The sequence below is a fragment of the Actinomycetospora lutea genome, from assembly GCF_028737205.1.
Taxonomy (GTDB): domain Bacteria; phylum Actinomycetota; class Actinomycetes; order Mycobacteriales; family Pseudonocardiaceae; genus Actinomycetospora; species Actinomycetospora lutea.
Genome location: NZ_JAQZAL010000001.1, coordinates 82,088 through 100,397, shown reverse-complemented (window position 1 = coordinate 100,397; position 18,310 = coordinate 82,088). Strand labels below are relative to the sequence as shown.

19 protein-coding genes are annotated in these 18,310 nt (G+C 77.2%); 10 read left to right on the top strand and 9 right to left on the bottom strand.

Features of this window, described 5'->3' with window-relative positions; all coding sequences use genetic code 11:
- Window positions 1-118: 118 nt before the first annotated feature.
- From PHK61_RS00545 to PHK61_RS00520, 6 genes are all read left to right on the top strand, one after another.
- A complete protein-coding gene (locus PHK61_RS00545) occupies window positions 119-898 on the top strand; it encodes a DeoR/GlpR family DNA-binding transcription regulator (protein ID WP_274279393.1) in 780 nt (259 codons plus the stop codon).
- A 72-nt stretch (window positions 899-970) separates the two neighbouring features.
- Entirely contained in the window at window positions 971-2,329 is a 1,359-nt protein-coding gene (locus PHK61_RS00540) for an MFS transporter (RefSeq protein WP_274279013.1), read from the top strand.
- Window positions 2,330-2,334: 5 nt separating this feature from the next.
- The gene (locus tag PHK61_RS00535) at window positions 2,335-3,825 is read left to right on the top strand and encodes an FGGY-family carbohydrate kinase (RefSeq protein WP_274279012.1); all 1,491 of its coding nucleotides are present in this window, start codon (window positions 2,335-2,337) and stop codon (window positions 3,823-3,825) included.
- On the top strand, window positions 3,822-4,451 hold the full coding sequence (locus PHK61_RS00530) for a histidine phosphatase family protein (RefSeq protein WP_274279011.1): 630 nt from the start codon (window positions 3,822-3,824) through the stop codon (window positions 4,449-4,451). Before PHK61_RS00535 ends, PHK61_RS00530 begins: the two co-directional genes overlap by 4 nt.
- A gap of 79 nt (window positions 4,452-4,530) precedes the next feature.
- Window positions 4,531-5,244 (top strand): 2-keto-4-pentenoate hydratase, encoded by a 714-nt coding sequence (locus PHK61_RS00525; RefSeq protein WP_274279010.1) that lies wholly within the window; start codon window positions 4,531-4,533, stop codon window positions 5,242-5,244.
- Window positions 5,241-5,912, top strand: coding sequence for a DUF427 domain-containing protein (locus PHK61_RS00520; RefSeq protein WP_274279009.1), 672 nt, complete (start codon window positions 5,241-5,243; stop codon window positions 5,910-5,912). Before PHK61_RS00525 ends, PHK61_RS00520 begins: the two co-directional genes overlap by 4 nt.
- On the opposite strand, the gene PHK61_RS00515 is transcribed toward PHK61_RS00520, so the two are convergent.
- Together PHK61_RS00515 and PHK61_RS00510 are read right to left on the bottom strand one after the other, a co-directional pair.
- The gene (locus PHK61_RS00515; RefSeq protein WP_274279008.1) at window positions 5,905-6,657 is read right to left on the bottom strand and encodes an HAD family hydrolase; all 753 of its coding nucleotides are present in this window, start codon (window positions 6,655-6,657) and stop codon (window positions 5,905-5,907) included. The two genes, PHK61_RS00520 and PHK61_RS00515, sit on opposite strands and share 8 nt — an antisense overlap.
- Window positions 6,654-9,008: a phosphoribosyltransferase domain-containing protein gene (locus PHK61_RS00510; protein ID WP_274279007.1), complete on the bottom strand. Its 2,355-nt coding sequence runs from the start codon at window positions 9,006-9,008 to the stop codon at window positions 6,654-6,656. The genes PHK61_RS00515 and PHK61_RS00510 overlap by 4 nt, the downstream gene beginning before the upstream one ends.
- 84 nt (window positions 9,009-9,092) lie before the next feature.
- Between PHK61_RS00510 and PHK61_RS00505 the strand changes: the two genes are divergently transcribed.
- Window positions 9,093-9,758, top strand: a complete 666-nt coding sequence (locus PHK61_RS00505; protein WP_274279006.1) for a GNAT family N-acetyltransferase — start codon at window positions 9,093-9,095, stop codon at window positions 9,756-9,758.
- Window positions 9,759-10,041: 283 nt separating this feature from the next.
- Entirely contained in the window at window positions 10,042-10,893 is an 852-nt protein-coding gene (locus PHK61_RS00500; protein WP_274279005.1) for a hypothetical protein, read from the top strand.
- Between the two features lie 9 nt (window positions 10,894-10,902).
- On the opposite strand, the gene PHK61_RS00495 is transcribed toward PHK61_RS00500, so the two are convergent.
- The 5 genes from PHK61_RS00495 to PHK61_RS00475 form a co-directional block, all read right to left on the bottom strand.
- Window positions 10,903-12,039 (bottom strand): serine hydrolase domain-containing protein, encoded by a 1,137-nt coding sequence (locus tag PHK61_RS00495; protein ID WP_274279004.1) that lies wholly within the window; start codon window positions 12,037-12,039, stop codon window positions 10,903-10,905.
- A 102-nt stretch (window positions 12,040-12,141) separates the two neighbouring features.
- Window positions 12,142-12,576, bottom strand: a complete 435-nt coding sequence (locus tag PHK61_RS00490; protein ID WP_274279003.1) for a PASTA domain-containing protein — start codon at window positions 12,574-12,576, stop codon at window positions 12,142-12,144.
- Window positions 12,577-12,712: 136 nt separating this feature from the next.
- Complete coding sequence (locus PHK61_RS00485; protein WP_274279002.1) at window positions 12,713-12,922, bottom strand: hypothetical protein; 210 nt, start codon at window positions 12,920-12,922, stop codon at window positions 12,713-12,715.
- Entirely contained in the window at window positions 12,919-13,251 is a 333-nt protein-coding gene (locus PHK61_RS00480) for a hypothetical protein (protein WP_274279001.1), read from the bottom strand. The genes PHK61_RS00485 and PHK61_RS00480 overlap by 4 nt, the downstream gene beginning before the upstream one ends.
- 103 nt (window positions 13,252-13,354) lie before the next feature.
- Entirely contained in the window at window positions 13,355-14,299 is a 945-nt protein-coding gene (locus tag PHK61_RS00475) for a manganese catalase family protein (protein ID WP_274279000.1), read from the bottom strand.
- Between the two features lie 396 nt (window positions 14,300-14,695).
- On the opposite strand from PHK61_RS00475, the gene PHK61_RS00470 reads away from it, so the two are divergent.
- Complete coding sequence (locus PHK61_RS00470; RefSeq protein WP_274278999.1) at window positions 14,696-15,460, top strand: AfsR/SARP family transcriptional regulator; 765 nt, start codon at window positions 14,696-14,698, stop codon at window positions 15,458-15,460.
- A gap of 78 nt (window positions 15,461-15,538) precedes the next feature.
- Window positions 15,539-16,102 (top strand): TetR/AcrR family transcriptional regulator, encoded by a 564-nt coding sequence (locus PHK61_RS00465; RefSeq protein WP_274278998.1) that lies wholly within the window; start codon window positions 15,539-15,541, stop codon window positions 16,100-16,102.
- Here the strand turns inward: PHK61_RS00465 and PHK61_RS00460 are convergent.
- Window positions 16,053-17,348: a cytochrome P450 gene (locus PHK61_RS00460; RefSeq protein ID WP_274278997.1), complete on the bottom strand. Its 1,296-nt coding sequence runs from the start codon at window positions 17,346-17,348 to the stop codon at window positions 16,053-16,055. The genes PHK61_RS00465 and PHK61_RS00460 overlap by 50 nt on opposite strands.
- An 8-nt stretch (window positions 17,349-17,356) precedes the next feature.
- Complete coding sequence (locus PHK61_RS00455) at window positions 17,357-18,301, bottom strand: PDR/VanB family oxidoreductase (RefSeq protein ID WP_274278996.1); 945 nt, start codon at window positions 18,299-18,301, stop codon at window positions 17,357-17,359.
- Window positions 18,302-18,310 lie beyond the last annotated feature (9 nt).

Sequence of the window (18,310 nt, the reverse complement as noted above, 5' to 3'; positions counted from 1 at the left end):
ATCGAGTGAAGGGCCTCACAGCTGATCATCTCCCGGCCGAGGCGATCCGCCGGGCGCGTCGCCCCCGGCACGTCCCGCCCGGCGGGATGCTGGGGGCGTGAGCGAGCAGGAGCGTCGTATGGGCGGACGGTCGCGGTCCACGCGGCAGCAGCGCATCGTCGAGCACGTCCTCGCCCAGGGGTCGGCGAGCTCCGCCGAGCTGGTCGAGCTCACCGGGGTCAGCCTCATGACCGTCCACCGCGACGTCGACGAGCTCGCCCGCCGGGGCCTCGTGCGCAAGTACCGGGGCGGGGTGTCGGCGCAGCCGACGTCGGTGTTCGAGTCGCACTCCGACTACCGCCGCTCGGTGCGCCGCGCGGAGAAGGAGGCGATCGCCCGGGCCGCCCTGGACTTCGTGGAGCCCGGATCGTCGATCATGCTCGACGACTCGACCAGCGCACTCGCGCTGGCCCACCTGCTCGACGACGTGGGACCGCTGACCGTCGTCACGAACTACCTGCCGGCGGTCGACGTGCTCAAGGGGCTGCCCGAGGTGCGCCTCATCGCGCTCGGCGGCGACTACTCGCGCACCCACGACTCGTTCAACGGCATCGCCTGCACCGAGTCGATCGCGGCGATGGCGGTGGACCTCGCGGTGGTCTCGACGTCGTCGATGACGGGCTCGATGACCTACCACCAGGAGCAGGAGGTCGTCGTGGTCAAGCGGGCGATGCTCGACGCGGCGGCCCGGTCGGTGCTGCTCATGGACTCGAGCAAGAGCCCCCGGCGGGCGCTGCACCGGCTCCGCCCGGTGGACGCCTTCGACGCCGTCGTCGTGGACGCGGGCACGGACCCGGCCGTGCTCTCCGAGATGCGCGAGCACACGGCGGTGACCGTCGCCCCTGCTCCCGGCGGCTGACTCTCACGAACCTTGTGAAGTTAACATCGATTCTGTTACATGTGGTCGGCCACACAGCCCGTGGGAGGACCAATGGACGCGACGAGCGACGACGCGACGACCAGGGACCGGCCGACCGGTGTCGAGCGGTGGGGCATCCCCCACCCGCTGCGCTGGGGCTTCGTCGGCGTCCTGATCTTCATGATCGGCGACGGTGTCGAGGTCAGCTACCTGACCGACTACCTCCAGCAGCCCGACGGCGGCGGGCTCTCCGGCGCCCAGGCGTCCTTCTACACGGTCACGCTCTACGGGGTGGCCGTGCTGATCGCGTCCTGGTTCTCGGGGACGCTCTCGGCGATCTGGGGACCGCGGCGGGTCATGTGGCTCGGGGCCGCCATCTGGATCGTCTTCGAGATCCTCTTCCTGGCCGTCGCGCTCCCCTCCCAGAGCCTCGGGCTGATCGCGACGATCTACGCGATCCGCGGCCTCGCCTACCCGCTGTTCGCGTTCGCGTTCCTCGTCTGGATCCAGACCCTCGCGGCCCCGCGGATGCGCGGGTCGGCGGCCGGCTGGTTCTGGTTCGCGTTCACCGGCGGGCTGCCCACCCTCGGCGCGGCCGTCGCGGCGATCGCCGTCGGGCCGCTGGGGATGAGCCCCTACGGCACGCTCGTGCTCTCCCTCGTCCTCGTGACGATCGGCTCGGTGATCGGCTGCTTCGCGGTCACCCACCCGTCGGGACTCGCGCCCATCGCCGACGAGACCGTCGCGAACCCGCGAAGCCCCAAGCGCCTGCTCGAAGGCATCGACATCCTCTGGCGCGACAAGCGCACGATCTCCGGCTTCTTCGTGCGCCTGGTCAACACCGCGCCGCAGTACGGCTTCTTCGCGATGTTCCCGTTCACGTTCGGGCCGGCGGCACCCGGCGGCGGCTTCCTCACCACCGAGCAGGTCGCGATCGTCCAGACCGTCGCCTACGCCGCGAACATCGGCGCCAACCTGTTCTTCGGCGTCTTCGGCGACCACTTCGGCTGGCGGCGGACCGTCACCGTCTTCGGCTGCCTCGGCTGCGCCGTGGCCACGCCGCTCTGGTACTTCGGCAGCGTCGCGGCCGGGAGCCTGCTGGTGACGGCGATCCTGGGCGCGGTCTACGGCGTCGTCCTCGCGGGCTTCGTGCCGCTGTCGGCGCTCATGCCCTCGATGGTCGCGCCGAAGGACAAGGGCGCCGCGCTGGCGATCCTCAACACCGGCGCCGGCGGCGCCGCGCTGCTCGGCCCGCTGACCGTCACCGCCCTGTTCCCGCTGTTCGGGGGCGGCGGGGTCGCGATCGCCTACTGCGTGATGTACCTGCTGGTCGCCGGGCTCGCGCTGACCATCCGCTCCGACATCGACCCCGGCGAGGTGCGGCGCGCGGCGGACGCCTCTCGACCGGCGGGCGCGGCACGGGCAGCGTGACGAGGGTGCGCCACCGTCTCTGGATCGGGGTCGACCTCGGCACCTCGGGGGTCCGCGGCCTGGCCGCCGACGACACCGGCACCGTCCGGGCCTCCGCCGAGCGTGCGCTGCGCAGCACCCGGGGCCACGGTCGCGGCGTGCGCCACGAGCAGGACCCGCGGTCCTGGGTCGAGGCGTCGCTCGGGGTCGTCGCCGAGATCGCCTCCGGCGTCGACCCCCGGACCGTCGCCGGGCTCTCCGTGGACGCGACCTCGGGCACCGTGGTGCTCACCGACGGACCCGGTCCGGAGGCCGCGTTCCTCGGCCCCGGCGTGATGTACGACGACGACCGGGGCGCCGCCCACGCCGAGCGCGCCCAGGAGGCCGGGGCGGCGACCTGGGAGCGGCTCGGCCACCGCATCGGCGCGACTTGGGCCCTGCCGACGGCCCTGGCGCTGCTCGCCGAGCACCCCGGGGGCCACCTGCGCCACCAGGTCGACGTCGTCACCGGGGCGCTCGTCGGGCGGGCGGTCCCCACCGACGCCGCCAACGCGCTGAAGACCGGCTATGACGTCGTCGACGGACGCTGGCCCACCGAGGTCCTCGCGGAGCTGGGGCTGCACCCCGACCGGCTGCCCCCGGTGGTCGCGCCGGGCACCCCGCTCGGCGGTCTCGGCCCGCGCGCGGCGGTGGAGACCGGGCTGTGCACCGGGACGCCGGTCGTCGCGGGCACGACCGACGGGTGCGCCGCCCAGTTCGGGGCGGGCGCGGTGGAGCCCGGCGCGTGGAACGCCGTGGTCGGCACGACCCTGGTGCTCAAGGGCGTCAGCGAGGTGCTCCTGCGTGACCCGAGCGGCGCCGTCTACTGCCACCGCGGCCCGCAGGCAGGGTGGTGGCTGCCGGGCGGCGCGTCCAGCACCGGGGCCGGGGTGCTCGGCGAGCTCGTCGACCCGGAGCACTTCGACGACCTCACCGCCTCGCTGCAGGACGACCCGCCCGACGACCTCCCGGTCGTCTACCCCCTGTCCGGGCGGGGCGAGCGCTTCCCGTTCGCCGTGCCCGAGGCCGAGGGGTTCTGGCTGGACGGCGACCACGCCCGCCCGCTGGGCGAGCTGGTCGCCGCCCGCGGCGAGCGGGCCGCCTTCGCCGCGCTGGCCGAGGGCATCGCGTTCGTCGAGCGCCTGTGCTTCGAGCACGTCGCCGGGCTGGGAGCCGACGTGTCCGGCCCGCGCACGATCACCGGCGGCGCCACCCGCAACCCGTGGTGGAACCAGCGGCGGGCCGACGTCCTCGGGGTCGCCCTGCGGCGCCCGCGCCACGACCACCCCGCCCTCGGCGCCGCCCTGCTCGCCCGCGCCGGGGTGGACGCCGGGGGCGGCGAGCCCGACCTGGTCGCCGCGGCGGCCGCCATGGTGCACGCCGCCGAGGAGATCGCCCCCCGCCCGGACGAGGCGCTCGAGCGGCGGTACGCCCGCTTCCGCAACGCGCTCGTCGATCGGGGATGGTGGGCACCGTGACCGAGCTCGTCCTGGCGCGCCACGGCGAGACGCGCTGGCACGCCGAGAACCGCTACGCCGGGCGCTCCGACGTCGAGCTCGCCCCGGGCGGGTACCGGCAGGCCGAGGCACTCGCCCGCTGGGCCGCCGGCGCCGGCCTCGACGCCGTCGTCACCTCGCCGCTGCAGCGCGCCGTCCACACCGCCACGCCCGCGGCCCGGGCCGCCGGGCTGCCGCTGCACACCGACCCCCGGCTCGTCGAGGTCGACTTCGGGGAGGGCGACGGCCACACCCGCGAGGAGATGGAGACGCTGTTCCCGGACGCGCTCGCGGCGTTCCTCGCCAAGCCGGCGAGCTCGCCGCTGCCCGGCGGCGAGACGGGACCCGACGCCGTCGAGCGGGCGCTGCCGGTGGTCGACGAGGTGCGGGCGGCCCACCCCGACGGCCGCGTCCTGGTCGTCGCGCACCAGACCCTGCTGCGGCTGCTGCTGTGCCAGCTGCTCGGCATCCCGCTCGACCACTACCGCGCGGTCTTCCCCCGCCTCGAGGGCGCCGCGCGCACGGTCGTCCGCCCGGCACCGCAGGGGCCCGCCGCGCTCGTCGCGCTCAACGTGCCCAGCCCTGCGGAACCGGACGGGCGCGCCTAGCGTCGGCGACCGTGGCCGCACCCCGCCGGATCCCCGCCACCGTCCCCGGACCGCCGCCGCCCGACCCGGCGAGCGCCGCGTGAGGCCGGCGGACGTCGAGGCCCGGGCGGCGTGGATCGACGACGCGCACCGCGCGGGCCGGCTTCTCGACGCGCCCGACGACCTCGACGTGGACACCGCCTACGCCGTGCAGCGGGCGCTGACGGCCCGGCGCGAGGCCCGCGGGGCGCGGCGGATCGGGTGGAAGCTCGGCTACACGTCGGCGGTGATGCGCGCGCAGATGGGCGTCGAGTCCCCCAACCTCGGCCCGCTGCTCGACACGATGGTCGTCCCGCCGGGCGGCGTGGTGCCGGCCTCGCTCGTCCAGCCGCGCGTGGAGCCCGAGATCGGGATCGTGGTCGACGCCGACGGCAGGCCCACCGGGGCGCGGGCGGTCCTCGAGGTCGTCGACTCCGTCTGGCGCGACTACCGCTTCACGCTCGCGGCCAACACCGCCGACGGGTCCTCGGCCGCCGGGGTCGTCGTCGGCGAGGAGCTCGACGGGGACCTCGCCGCCCTCACCGTGGAGCTCCGGCGCGACGGCGTGCCCGCGGCCACCGGCTCCGGCGACGCCGCGATGGGCCACCCGCACCGTGCCCTGGACTGGCTGCGCGGCGAGCTGGCCCGCCGCGGCGAGACCCTGCGCACGGGCGACCTGGTGATCACCGGCGGGCTCACCCGCGCGATCGGGCTCCCGCCGGGGAGCACCGTCGAGGCCCGCTTCCCGGCCACGACGATCGACGTGCGCCCATGAGCGGCATCCCCGGCCCCGCCGTCCCCGTCGGCCACGTCGCGCCGTGCCCGCGCCGGGTGCGCGCCCGGCTCGGCGGGCGGGTCGTCGTCGACACCACCGACGCCCGCTACCTGTGGGAGCACCCCTGGTACCCGCGCTGGCTGGTCCCGGCGGGCGACGTCGACCCCGCCGCCCTGGCCGCCGACCCCGGGCACCGGCGGCGCGACGACGGGTACCTCGCGCTCACCTGGAGCGCGTTCGACGCCTGGTTCGAGGAGGACGAGGAGGTCCACGTCCACCCGCGCAGCCCCTACGTCCGCGTCGACGCGCTGCGCTCGCGGCGCCGGGTGCGGGTCGAGCTCGACGGGGTCGTGCTCGCCGAGTCCGACGCCCCGGTGCTGCTCTTCGAGACCGGCCTGCCGACCCGCGCCTACCTCGACCCGACGGCCGTCGACCCCGCCCGGCTCGAGCCCTCCGACACCCGCACCGCCTGCCCGTACAAGGGCGTGACCAGCCGCTACTGGACGGTGCGCACGCCGGCCGGGCGTCACGACGACCTCGCGTGGTCCTACGACCACCCCGCCCCCGCGGTGGCCCGCATCGCCGGGCTGATCGCGTTCTACGACGAGCGCGTCGACGTGGTGGTCGACGGCGTGCGCCGGGAGCGCCCGCACACGCACCTCACGTGACCCGCCCCCGGAGCCAGGCGGCGATCTCCTCCCCCGCCGCGAGCCCCGTCCCCGCGGTCACCGCCACGTGCCCGGCGCGCCAGCCCGACGCGTGGAGGCGCCCGTCGACCGGCTGGACGCCCGCGTCGGCGGCGGCGAGCAGGTCGGCGTCGAGCGGGGAGTCGCCGGCGGCCAGGAGCCGCGCCGCGCCGGTGCGGCGCCGGACCTCGGCGACCGCCGCGCTCTTGGTCACCGCGACCGGCAGGACGTGGACCTTCTCGCGGTCGACGTCGACCCGCCAGCCGCGCGCCGCGCACCACGCCGCGAGCCCGTCGAGCTCCACGTCGGCCGACCGCGCCACCAGGAAGCACCCGTCCGCGTCCCGCACTGCCCCGAGGCGCCGGGCGACCTCGGCGAGGGGTGCCGCGGTCGCCACGCGCCGCCGGACCTCGGCCGCCCAGGCGGGATCGGGCTCCCCGTCCACCAGCAGCACGCCGCCGTTGGCGCAGACCGCGAAGCGCGGCGCGACGCCGAGCCCGCGGGCCAGGTCGAGGCGGCGGTACTCCGCGACCGTGCGGGTGGTGGCCGGCACCCAGCACGCACGCCGGTCGAGGGCCACGAGGTCGGCGGCCGCGCGCGGGGTCAGCATCGCGGTCACCACGTCGCCGCGGCGCTCGAGACACACGACGGACCCGGGGACGACGGGGCCCGCTGCCCGCGCGGAGTGCACGAGCGTCCGGTCGAGGTCCGTGGCCGCGACGATCATCGCGCGCGGAGCACGCCGACGCAGCGGTAGGGCGAGGCGATCCCGCCCGCGCGGGGCGGGAGCGGGCCGGTGGGCACGCCCCGCTCGGTACACAGGTGGCGCACGGGATCGAGGTCCGGCCCGGCGTCGCGCGCGAGCAGCACGGCCGCGGGGTCGCGGCGCAGCAGCGCCGGCAGGGTCTCGCCGACGCCGCCGCGCAGGCGCCGGTCGCCCCCGCCCAGGTCGGCCCGTTCGGCGGCCAGCGCGGCGAGGTAGCGCGGCCCGCGCCCGTCGGGGGCGGACGCGGGCGGTCCGGGCGGCGCGACCTCGGCGAACCGGTCGCTGACGACGTCGAGGAACGCGGCGGTCCGGTCGCCGGCGGCGAGCCCCGCGTAGAAGCGGGCGCCGTCGTAGGCGCCGGGGCCGAGCAGGTCGGCGCGGGCCACGGTGCGGGACACCAGCCCGGAGACGGTCGCGTTGAGGCAGGCCTGCGGCACGAGGAGGTCGTCGCGGGTGCCGTGGAGCGGGGTGCGGTGGGCGGGGTCGGCGAGCACGGCGACGGTCGGGTCGACCAGGGCGCCGGTCTCGCCGGCGTAGCGGGCGAGGTCGGCGCGGATCTCGTCGAGGATGCCGCCCGCGCCCGTCCACCCGTCCACGAGGACGAGCGCGGCGGGGTCGTGGGCGGCGACGAGGGCGTGCAGCGCGGCGCGGTCGAGGCCCCGGCCGCGGACAACGCTCATCGCGTAGTGCGGCAGCGCGATCCCCCGCACCCGCGCCGCCCACCGCCGCACCAGCACCCCCACCGGCGTGCCCGCCCGCGCGAGCGAGACCAGCACGGCGCCCGGCCCGCGGCGGGCGAGCACCCGGTCGGCGAGCACCCCCACCGCGGCGGCCACCGGCTCGGCCGAGCGCTCGAGCGCGCGGGCCACCACCCGCGCGTACCGCGGGCTCGGCGCCCGCTCGACGGGCAGCGTCGCGGCGTAGGACGTCCCGGCGGCGATCGCGGCCTCCCGCGCGGCCGTCGGCGTCTCCAGCGCGTGGCCCGCGAGGTCGCTGAGCAGCCAGCCCACCTCGTCGGGGGCGAACGTCCCGAACCGGGGTCCGCGGCGCGTCGCGACGACCGGGCCGGCCGCCGGGCGTGGTGGGCGGCAGGGCACCACCGCCTCGACGACGCGCCCGGCGACCGCGCCGAGGCGCGCGAGCAGGCCGTCGGGCCCGTGCAGGGCCGGGGTCCGTGCCGCGGCGTCGACGACCACGACGACGGTGTCGTAGTGCCCGTCCCCGACGCCGTAGACGTAGCGCTCCGGCGCGTGGCCCAGGGCGTGGTCGTGCGCCGCGTAGGCGAGCGCGGACCGCACGGGGTAGCCCGGCACGTCGCGCGCGACCAGCGGCGAGCGGCTCGTCGCCCCGATCTCGACGGGGAGCCCGCGCCCGGCGAGGGCCTCGGCGAGGCGGACCGGCAGGTAGTGCAGCTCCTCGCAGCCGAGGACGAGCACGCGCCCGGGGCGGGGCCCGAGGGCGTCGGCGAGCGTGGCCGCGGCGCCCGGCACCGCGGCGTCCAGCGCGGCCCGCCCGGCGCGGTCGAGCCCGTGCCGGGCGCCCTCGGCGGCGCCGCCGAGGGGCAGGGGGACGGGGACGGCGCCGGCCCCGGACGTCGGCCGCGCGGTCGTGTCCGCTTCGCTCGCGAGGACGCGGGCGGCGCGGTCGAGGACGTCGTCGGGGACGGTCAGGGCGGCGCGGGCGACGGCGACGACGTCCACGCGGACCCCGAGCTCGCGGGCGACGCGCGGGATCGCGTCGTCGCCGGCTCCCCGCAGGTCGGCCAGGGTCGCGACGACGTAGTGGCAGCGTGGCAGGCGGCGGTGCAGCCGGCGCACGGTGGCCGCGACGGTCCGGCCGGTGGAGAGCTCGTCGTCGACGAGGACCAGCGGGCGGTCCGGTGTCCAGCCGCCCGGGTCGTCGGGCGCCAGCACGTGGCGCGGGGCGTGGCTGTGCGCCTCGTCGAACGCGGCGAGGACCGAGGCGCCGGCGACGACCCGGCGGGTGGTGTGCACGACGTGCTCGGCGTCGAGGGTGTCCGCGACGAGGTGGGCGAGCGCCGTGGCGTTCTCGGCGAAGCCGACGACGACCGGCGCGACCCCGCGGCCGGTGGGCACGCGGCGCGCGAGCGCCTCGGCCGCCGCCCGGACGCGCGCCGGCGCCACCGGGAGGTGCTTGCCGAGCAGGCGGGCGACGGGGAGGTGCGCCCGGCGCGGGTTGCGGCGCAGCGCCAGGCCGACGACCTCGCGCACCGGCACCGCCTCCTCGTCGGGACCGAGCACGAGACCGAGGGCGTCGTGGACGACCTCGCCGGGCCAGCTCGCGTCACCCACGGGGGTCCTTGATGCCAGATCCGGGCACCCTTGTCGATCCACTCGGCACCACCGTCCGCCGGGAGGGGGACCAGGATGGGTGTGGTGGTCCCCGATCCCGCCGACCCGCTGCGGCACTGGCCGCTCGCCGGTCTGGTGCTGCGCACCCCGCGCCTGGAGCTGCGCCCCGACGACGACGTCGGCCTCGCGGCGCTGGCCGACCGCGCGCTCGAGGGCGTCCACCCCGTCGAGGAGATGCCCTTCCTCGAGCCGTGGACCGACGGCGCCGGCGACCCGGGCTTCGCGCGCGGGGTCATGCAGTACGCCTGGGGCTGCCGCGCCGAGCTCGGGCCGACGCGGTGGACGGTGAACTTCCTGGTCCGCGAGGGCGGCCGCGTGCTCGGGTTGCAGACGCTGTCCGCGACCGACTTCGCCGTGCTCGGCGAGGTGAGCAGCGGGTCGTGGCTGACCCGCTCGGCGCAGGGTCGCGGGCTCGGCACCGAGATGCGCCACGCGGTCATCGCCCTCGCCGTCGACCACCTCGGCGCCCGCGCGGCCCGCACCAGCGCGTTCGCCGACAACACCGCCTCGCGGCGGGTCTCCGAGCGGCTCGGCTACACCCCCGACGGCATCGAGCGCCACGTCCGCCGGGGGCGCCCGGCGCTGCTGCTGCGCAGCCGCCTCACCCCCGACGACTGGCAGCGGCCGGGCTGGGTGCCGGACGTCGCGGGGCTGGATCCGTGCCGCGACCTGCTGGGCCCGCCGGTGTGACCGTGCGCAGCCCGCGCAGCCCGCGCAGCCCGCGCAGCCCGCGCAGCCCGCGGAGCTCGTCGGCGCTCGCCTGATCGGGCCCGTGACGCGGCCACGTCCAGGCGACACGCCGGACACCTTCGGGGATTACCGACACTCGGGGGATTCGCGAGCGGCCCCGGAGGGGGTAGACCACGATCAACAGGGTCGTCTCCGGGGGGAACCGATGTCGTACGCCGCGCCGCTCGACACGTCGCCGGGCGCTGCCCGAAGCGTGCGGCGTGCGGCTCGCGCGCTCGTGTCCGTGGTCGTCACGGGGCTGTTCGCCGGCGTCCTCCTGGTCCTGTTCGAGACCTCGGTCGCCGAGCCGGACCCGCGGCGCACGGTCGGCGAGCTCCTCCTCCCGGGCGAGGCGGAGCCGACCCCGGTCCTGCCGCTGCCCTACGGCGGAGCGCTGCAGCGGCCCACCTCGCCCGACGACCTCCTCGGGCCCGGCGGGATGCTCGGCCTCGGGCTGCTGGTCCTCGGGCTGGCCAACGGGCTGGTCTTCCTCACCACGGCGACGTGGGACGGCATGGCCGCGCCGTCGCCCGCCGAGACCCGGCGGCGGCTGAGCAGCCGTTCGGATCCCGGGATGGTGCCCGGCGGTCGGCGCGAGGTCCGCCGCACGGTGCCGCTGCGGGCCACCGCCCCGGCCGCGTCGGACGGGCCCGCCCTCCAGGACGCCAGCGCCCTGCGCAGCGTGCCGGGCCGCCCGGTGCCCGGCACCACCTACGCCCCCTTCCCACGCCCCGGCACCGCGTGGCGCGAGCACGTCGCGCCACCGGCCGCGCCACCGACCGCGCCACCGGTCCCCGAGCCGGCGCCCGCACCGCTGCTGGAGGAGGAGCCCGCGCCCGCCGCGGAGCCCGACCCCGAGCCCCTCCCGGAGGCCCCCGTGCCGCTCGACCCCGTCACCGAGCTGGACCCCGTCGTCCCGGAGGCGCCCGCCCAGCCGGCCCAGCCCGTCGCCCCGCGGCGCCCCTCCCCCGTCCCGCGCGACGGCGGCGACGGCCCGAAGCGCGCGACGCGCCGGGGCAGCGGCCCCTGGGGCTGGCGCCCGGCGCGTCCCGACCCGGTGCCGTGGCGCAACCCGGTCCCCGCGCTGGCGCACTGACCCGGCTGCTCAGCCCGCGAGCGCGTCCTCGACGGTGCGCGTGAAGGCCCCGAAGACCGACCCCGTCGGCGGGAGCACCTGGGTGACGAGCACGGCGGCGAGGTCGTGCGCCGGCCACGAGTACCAGAGCGTCCCCAGCCCGCCCGCCCAGCCGTAGCGGGGTCCGACCGCGGTCGCGCCGACGCCGACGCCGAGGCCCCACCCGCCGCCGTCGAGGAACGGCGCCGCCCCGGGCGCGGCGCGCTGCGCGGGGGTGAGCCGGTCGGTGGTCATCGCGGTGACGGCCGCGGGGTCGAGCAGCCCGCCGCCGCCGTCGAGGAGCATCCCGGCGAAGCGCAGCAGGTCCTCGGCGGTGCCGGCCAGACCGCCGCGGGCGTCGGGGAACGCCGGCGGGGCGAGCCAGCGGCTGTCGGCGACGCCGTCGAACAGGTCCAGGCCGTCCTCGCCGCGCACGAACGCGGGGACGAGCCGCCCCGGGTCGGCGACGAAGCCGGTGGCGTCCATGCCGAGCGGGCCGAGGATGCGGGCGGTCAGCACCTCCCCGAGCCCGCAGCCCGCGGCGCGCGCGAGCACCGCGCCGAGCACGGCGAACGAGAGCTCGTAGCGCCACGCGGCACCGGGCTGGTCGAGGAGCGGGAGCTGCGCGCAGCGCGCGAGCCACTCGTCGGGGCCGGGCAGGCCGTGCGGGTCGGGCGGCCCGAACCCGAGACCGAGCGCGACCGCGCGGTCGAACGTCGGGCACGGGCCCTCGTCGACGACGTAGCCGAAGCCCATCCGCATCGTGAGCAGGTCCTCGACGGTGATCGGGCGCGCGGCGGGCACGGTCTCCGGGTCGACGGCAGGGCCGTCCAGCCGCACGAGCACCCGCCGGTCGGCGAGCTCGGGCACCAGGCGGTCGATCGGCTCGTCGAGGGCGAGCAGACCGTCGGCCACGAGGCAGAGCGCCAGGGCGGCGACCAGGGGCTTGGTGTTCGAGCTGAGCCGGACCACGGCGTCGGGCCCCAGCGCGAGGTCCCCGCCGGGCGTGGTCATGCCGGTCGTCGCGAGGGTGGTGACGCCGCGGTGCCGGACCCCGACGATCGCACCGGGCACCTCGCCGGCCTCGACCAGCGGGGCGACCCCGGCCAGTACCTCGTCGGCGTGCACGGGCGCCTCCGGACTCGGACCTCGGGCGACACCGGCGGTCCTCCGGTCGTCGCCCAGCGGATCCGCACCGTAGCCGAGGACCTGCGGGCGCCCGGAGGGCGATCAGCCGGTGCCGCCGCCTGCGGGGCCGACCGGGCTCGGCTCGGGGCGCACGCCGCCCCCGCCGCCGGAGCCGTCCTGGCCGTCGTCGGGGTCGGGCCCGGTGGCCGTGCGGGCCGCGCCGCCCTGGATCCAGATGCCGACCTCGGCGCCGCGCTCGCGCTGCTCGCCGGCGGCGGGCTCCTGGTCCTCCACGTGCCCGCGGCCGGCGCCGGTGTGGACCGCGTTGCGGCCGACGGCGAGCACCCCGGCGTCCAGGGCGCGGTCGTGCGCATCGGCGGCCGGCAGGCCCACGAGCTCGGGCACGGTGGTCATCCCCTCGGGCAGGTCCCCCGTCTGCGCGGCCTGCTCGGCCGTGTCCTGGGCCATGTCCTCGGTCGTTCCCTTCGTCGTGCTCGTCCCGGTGTCCATCGTCGCCTCCTCCGGCGTACCGCTCATGACGGATCCCTACCCATCCTGCCCGGGGCCCGAAGCGGCATCGGCCATCACCCGGGGTGCCGGACCGTCACGACCGGTCACCGACCGGCCCCGTCCTGGGGTTCCGGCGCCGGACGACAGGCGTGTGGTCCTCGTCTCACGGGACGTCCGGGGCGGCGCCGGCGGACTCCGCGACGCCCTGCAGCCAGCACCGCACGAGCTCGCACGCCCCGTCCACGTCGCCCGCGACACCGACCGGGCGGGTCGGGCCGGCGAGGTCGTCGGACGCGGTCAGCCGCACGCGCAGCGCCCCGTCGTCGACCCACGCGGACAGGAGCAGCACCGCGCCCGGGGGCCCGCCCGTCACGAGAGCACCGCGACGACGAGGTCGCCGTCGACGCCGGTGACGACGGCCGCCAGCAGGAGCGCGGGGGCGAGGGTGACGCCACGGCGCACCCGGAGCGGGACCCGGCGGCGCAGGAAGCCGGACGTGATCACCCCCTCGGGGTCCTCGGGCGCCGCCACGTCCGGGCGGAAGAACACCCTGTTGGTCGCGACGTTGCCCGGGTCGACGTACGCGGTGGCCGCGACGACGGCCGGGCCGAGCAGGGGGAGCAGACGGCGGACGCGCCCGGGGCGTCGGTGACGCGACGCCGGGGGCCCGGTGTCGAACGCGGAGGGTGGGGCGACGGTCATCGACTCTCCGGTCGGGGCGGAGGAGGGACGCGGGAGGGACGCGGGCCGCCGGGCCGGCCGGACCAGGAGGTCGGCCGGCCCGGCGACGGGTGCGGCGCCGGCGTCAGCCGGTCGGGCCGTACTGCCCGGGCGGGGTGGCGTTCTCCATCTCCGCGGTGGCCTGGACGAGCTCCATGAGGTCGGCGTCGAGGCCGGGGCCGAACTCCTCGGGACGCTCGACCGCGATCTCCATCGGCGCGCCCTCGGGTGCCTGCTCCGTGGTGAGGTCGGTGCCGTCCTTCGACGGCGACGGGCCGTTGTAGACCTTCGCCGCCTCGTTCTGCTGATCGATGTTGAACGTGTACTGCTTGCTCTGCAGCCCCTGCTCGAGCAGCGTCGCCACCTCGGGGAAGCGCTCGGCGTTCGTCTTCGGGATCGGCAGCAGCTTGTTCCACTCGACGCCGACCTTCTCCAGCGCCTTCGCGTAGGCGTTCTCGTGCGCCTGGTCGCGCACGATCAGGTACGCGATCGTCGAGCGCGCGGTCTTGTTGTCGGTCATCTCGTAGAGCCGGCACTTCTGCAGGCGGCCGGTCGACTCGAGCATGAGGTTGTAGAGCAGGTTCAGCGGGAGGTTGCCGCTGTCGTAGACGTACTTGCCGGTCCACGGGTCACCCTGCGCGTCCACCGGCAGCGCGCCCTGGGCGCCGACGAGCCAGTGGTGGATGTTGCCGCCGGACAGGGCCACCGACAGCGGCGTCGCGCCGCCCTCGGCGGGCTCGTCGAGGTGCGTCGGGTTGCCCTGGTAGCGCGGCGAGCCGTCGACCAGACGCGAGATCGTCGTCGCGATGAGCTCGACGTGGCCGATCTCCTCGGTCCCGATGCCGTAGAGCAGGTCGCGGAACGGCTTGCCCGTCGGGCCGCGGAAATTGAAGCTCTGGAACAGGTACTGCATCATCGTGCGCATCTCGCCGAACTGACCGCCCAGGCCCTCCTGCAGGGCGTTCGCGGCCGCCGGGTCCGGCTCGTCCGGGACGATCTCGTTGATCAGGCGCTGCACGTGGAAGAACACGGTGTCCTCTCGGGGGTTCGACGGCGGGGGACGACGTCGGCTCGACATCCGGCTCGAGGACCGGGTCCGCCCAGCGTGCGAGGGGGCCGTCCCCGCGCCGTCCCCGCCGCCGTCACCCCCGCCGTCACCCCCGCCGTCACCCCCGCCGTCACCCCTGCCGTCACCCCTGCCGTCACCCCGCCGTCACCACTGCCATCCCCCCGGCGTCGCGCTGTCGTCCCCGTCGCGTCTCGATCGCGTCCCCGGTGGGCACCCCTGCCACGTCCGCCGCTCGCACCGGCGGATCCGCGCGTTGAAACCGACAGGCGCGCCGCTCCGGACCGGTCCCCGTGCGGACCGTCCTCCTGTACCTCAAGCCCGGCCGCGCCCGTCGCGGTCCCGGCGGGAACGGCGGCGATGACCGACCTGACGGCGTCCGCTTCGGCGGCACAGCTCTTCCTCGTGGGCCGCTTCGCGTGTCGCGTCGGTGACGAGGACGTCCGGTTGACGCCGACGGCCGAGCGGGTCCTCGCGTTCCTGGCGCTCGCGCGGCGCCCGGTCCGTCGCCACCAGCTCGCCGGGACCCTGTGGCCCGAGGTCACCGACCGCCAGGCGCTGACCCGCCTGCGCTCCACCCTGTGGAAGGTCCCGGCCGCGCACCGCGGGGCCCTGGTCGAGGCCGACGCGACGACGGTCGCGCTGCACCGCGACGCCGGCGTCGACCTCTACGCCCTCGACGGGGACGGGGACGGGGACGGGGACGGGGACGGGGACGGGGACGGGGACGGGGACACCGACGGCGACGCCGCGCGGACCGACGCCGACCCGCCGATGCCCCGCGGCGAGCTCCTGCCGGGCTGGTGCGACGCGTGGGTGCTCGTCGAGCGGGAGCGCCACCGTCAGCTGTGGCTGCATGCGCTCGAGGACCGGTGCGCCCGGGCCTGCGCCCGCGGGCGCTACGCCGACGCGCTGCGCGCCGGGCTCGAGGCGGTGGCCCAGGAGCCGCTGCGCGAGAGCGCCCACCGCCGCGTCGTCGAGGTGCACCTCGCCGAGGGCAACAGCGCCGAGGCCCTGACCCAGTACGAGAGCTTCCGGACGCTCCTGCGCGCCGAGCTGGGCCTGGCGCCCTCCCCCGCCATCCGCGCCCTGGTGCGCCCGCTGCTCGGCCGTCCCGCCGACTGAGGCCCGCGGGTCCTTGACCCCGTCGCGCGGACCGCGGTTCACTCCTGCTTGGTAGGACAACCAACCAGGGAGGTGGACGTGGCCGACCGACGCGCCGAGATCGTGGAGGCCGCGCTCGCCCTCATCCGCGAGGCGGGTCTGGCGTCGTTCACCCAGCCGCGCGTCGCCGCCCGGCTCGGCCTGCGCCAGAGCCACCTGACCTACTACTTCCCGACGCGCGACGACCTGTTCACCGCGGTGGCCCGGGAGGCGGTCCGGCAGCGCCTCGCCGCGCTCGAGCCGCTCCGCGACGCCGCCGCGGCCGACAAGGTCGCCGTGCTCGCCGGCGTCCTCGTCGCCCCCGAGCAGACCCGCGTGCTGCTCGCCCTGACCCAGAGCGCCGACCACGACGCCGCGGTCGCCGCGTGCATGGTCGAGCTGGGCGCCGGCATCGCCCCGCTGGCCGCGTCCCTGCTCGCCGCCTTCGGTGCCGAGCCCACGCCGACCGCGCTGGACGCCGTGCAGGCGGCGTCCACCGGCCTCGCGGTGCTGGCCCTCGCCCAGGGCGGCGAGGCGTTCCGGCCGCGCGCGCAGGCCGTCCTGACCGCCCTGCTCACCGGCCTCGCCGCCCACCCCTCCCCCGCCCGGGGGACGGCCCCGTGACGCCGTCGAGGTGCAGGCGCAGCGGCAGCGAGGCGAAGGCCCGCATGGTGTTGTTGTGGTGCCGGACGGGCGCCGCGGCGGGCTCGAGGCGTTCCACGCGCCGGGCGAGCGCGGTCAGCAGCGCCGCCCCCTCCAGGCGCGCGACGTGCTGGCCGACGCACTGGTGCAGGCCCATGCCGTAGCCCACGTGGCCCGAGGGGTCGCGGTCGAGGTCGAAGCGGTCGGGGTCGGCCCAGTGCCGCGGGTCGCGGTTCGCCGCACCCAGGAACATCAGGATCTTGCGGTCGGCGGGCACCACCGTGCCGCCGATCGGGACGTCGACGTCGGCGGTGCGGAAGAACGTCTGCACCGGCGACTGCCAGCGCACGGCCTCGTCGAACGCGACGCGCGCCCGCTCGGGGCGGGCGCGCAGCGTCGCCCAGGCCTCGGGGTGGGTGGCGAGCCCGTGCAGGACGGCGCCGAGCCCGTGGACGGTCGTGTCGACCCCGGCGGTGAGCAGCGAGCGCACGATCAGCGGGGCCTGCGCCGGGGTGATGTCGCCGCGGTCCGACGCCGCCCAGATCGCCGCGCCGAACCCGTCGTCGGTGAGGACCTCGCGGGCGCACTGCGAGGCCACCCACGCCGAGAGCTCGCCGACGCGCGGCGCGCCCTTCGCGACGAGGTCGTTGGAGGGACCGAAGGCGTTGAACGCGTGGTCGCCGTAGGGCAGCAGGTGCTCGCGCCCCTCGGGCGGCAGGCCGACGGCGTCGGGGAAGACGCGCAGCGGGAACGCCTCGGCCAGCGCGGTCATCCCGTCCAGCTCGACCGTCGCGCCGGCGCCGTCGAGCAGCCCGGCGACGAGGTCCTCGGCGTCGGCGAACCACCGGTCGGTCAGCCGGCGCAGCGCCCGCGGGCCGAGGATCGCCGACAGCACGGCGCGCGGCGCGTCGTGGTGGGGCGGGTCGGCCTCGAGCAGCAGGCTCGGCGGGCGCCACGGCTCCTCGTGGCGGAAGTTCGACATCCCGACCCCGGCGCTCGACGGGAACCGCTGCCAGTCGACGAGCGCCGCGCGGACCTCCGCGTAGCGGGCCACGGCGAAGAGGTCGTAGCGCGGGAGGTGCACGACCGGGCCCGCCTCGCGCAGGGCCTCCTGCATCGGCAGCGGGTCCTCGAGGGTCTCGTGCGAGAACGGGTCGACGTCGAGGGCCGGGACGGTGGCCGGAGGGGTGGCCGGAGGGGTGGCCGGAGGGGTGGTGGTGGCGGTCACGGTGCTCCCTAGAGGTCCAGCACGAGGCGGTCGGTGCACGAGCGCGAGACGCACGGGAACAGGCAGTCCCCGGCGGCGCGCTCGTGGTCGGCGAGGATCGAGTCGCGGTGGTCGGGCACGCCGGCGAGCACCGGCGTCTCGCACGTGCCGCACGTGCCCTGCTCGCACGACGACAGCGCCGTGGCGCCCGCCCGCCGTGCCGCCTCGAGCACCGAGAGCTCCGGACCGACGGTGACGGTGGCGCCGGTGCGGGCGAGCTCGAGGACGAAGGGCTCGTCGCGCACCGGGGCGCCGAGCTCGGCGGCGACGAAGCGCTCGGTGCGCAGCAGGTGGGGCGGCCGGTGTGCCGTGGCGTCCTCGATCGCGGCGAGCAGGGGCGCCGGGCCGCAGCAGTAGACGACGGTGTCGTCGCCGGCGCCGGCGAGGAACGACGCGAGCGGCAGCAGCCCGCCCTCGTCCTGCGGGTGCACGGTGACGCGGTCGCCGTGGCGGGCGAGCTCGTCGGCGAAGGCCATCGTCGCCCGCGAGCGTCCGCCGTAGAGCAGCGCCCAGTCCGCGCCGACGAGGTCGGCCTGGTGGACCATCGGCAGCAGCGGGGTGATCCCGATGCCGCCCGCGACGAACAGGTAGCGCGTCGAGGGCACCAGCGCGAAGTGGTTGCGCGGCCCGCCGAAGCCGACGGTGTCGCCGACCGCCAGCTCGTCGTGGACGAACGCCGAGCCACCGCGGCCGTCGAGCTCGCGCAGCACCGCGACCCGGTAGCGGTGGGCGTCCCACCGGTCACCGCACAGCGAGTACTGGCGGGTGGCGCCGCTGGCGAGGGTCAGGTCGACGTGCGCGCCCGGCGCCCAGTCGGGCAGGCGCCCGCCGCCCGGGCGCGCGAGCGTCAGCGCGACGACGCCCTCCGCCGCGCCCGTCTTCTCCTGCACCACGAGCCGGTCCACGCTCTCCATGCCGGCGAG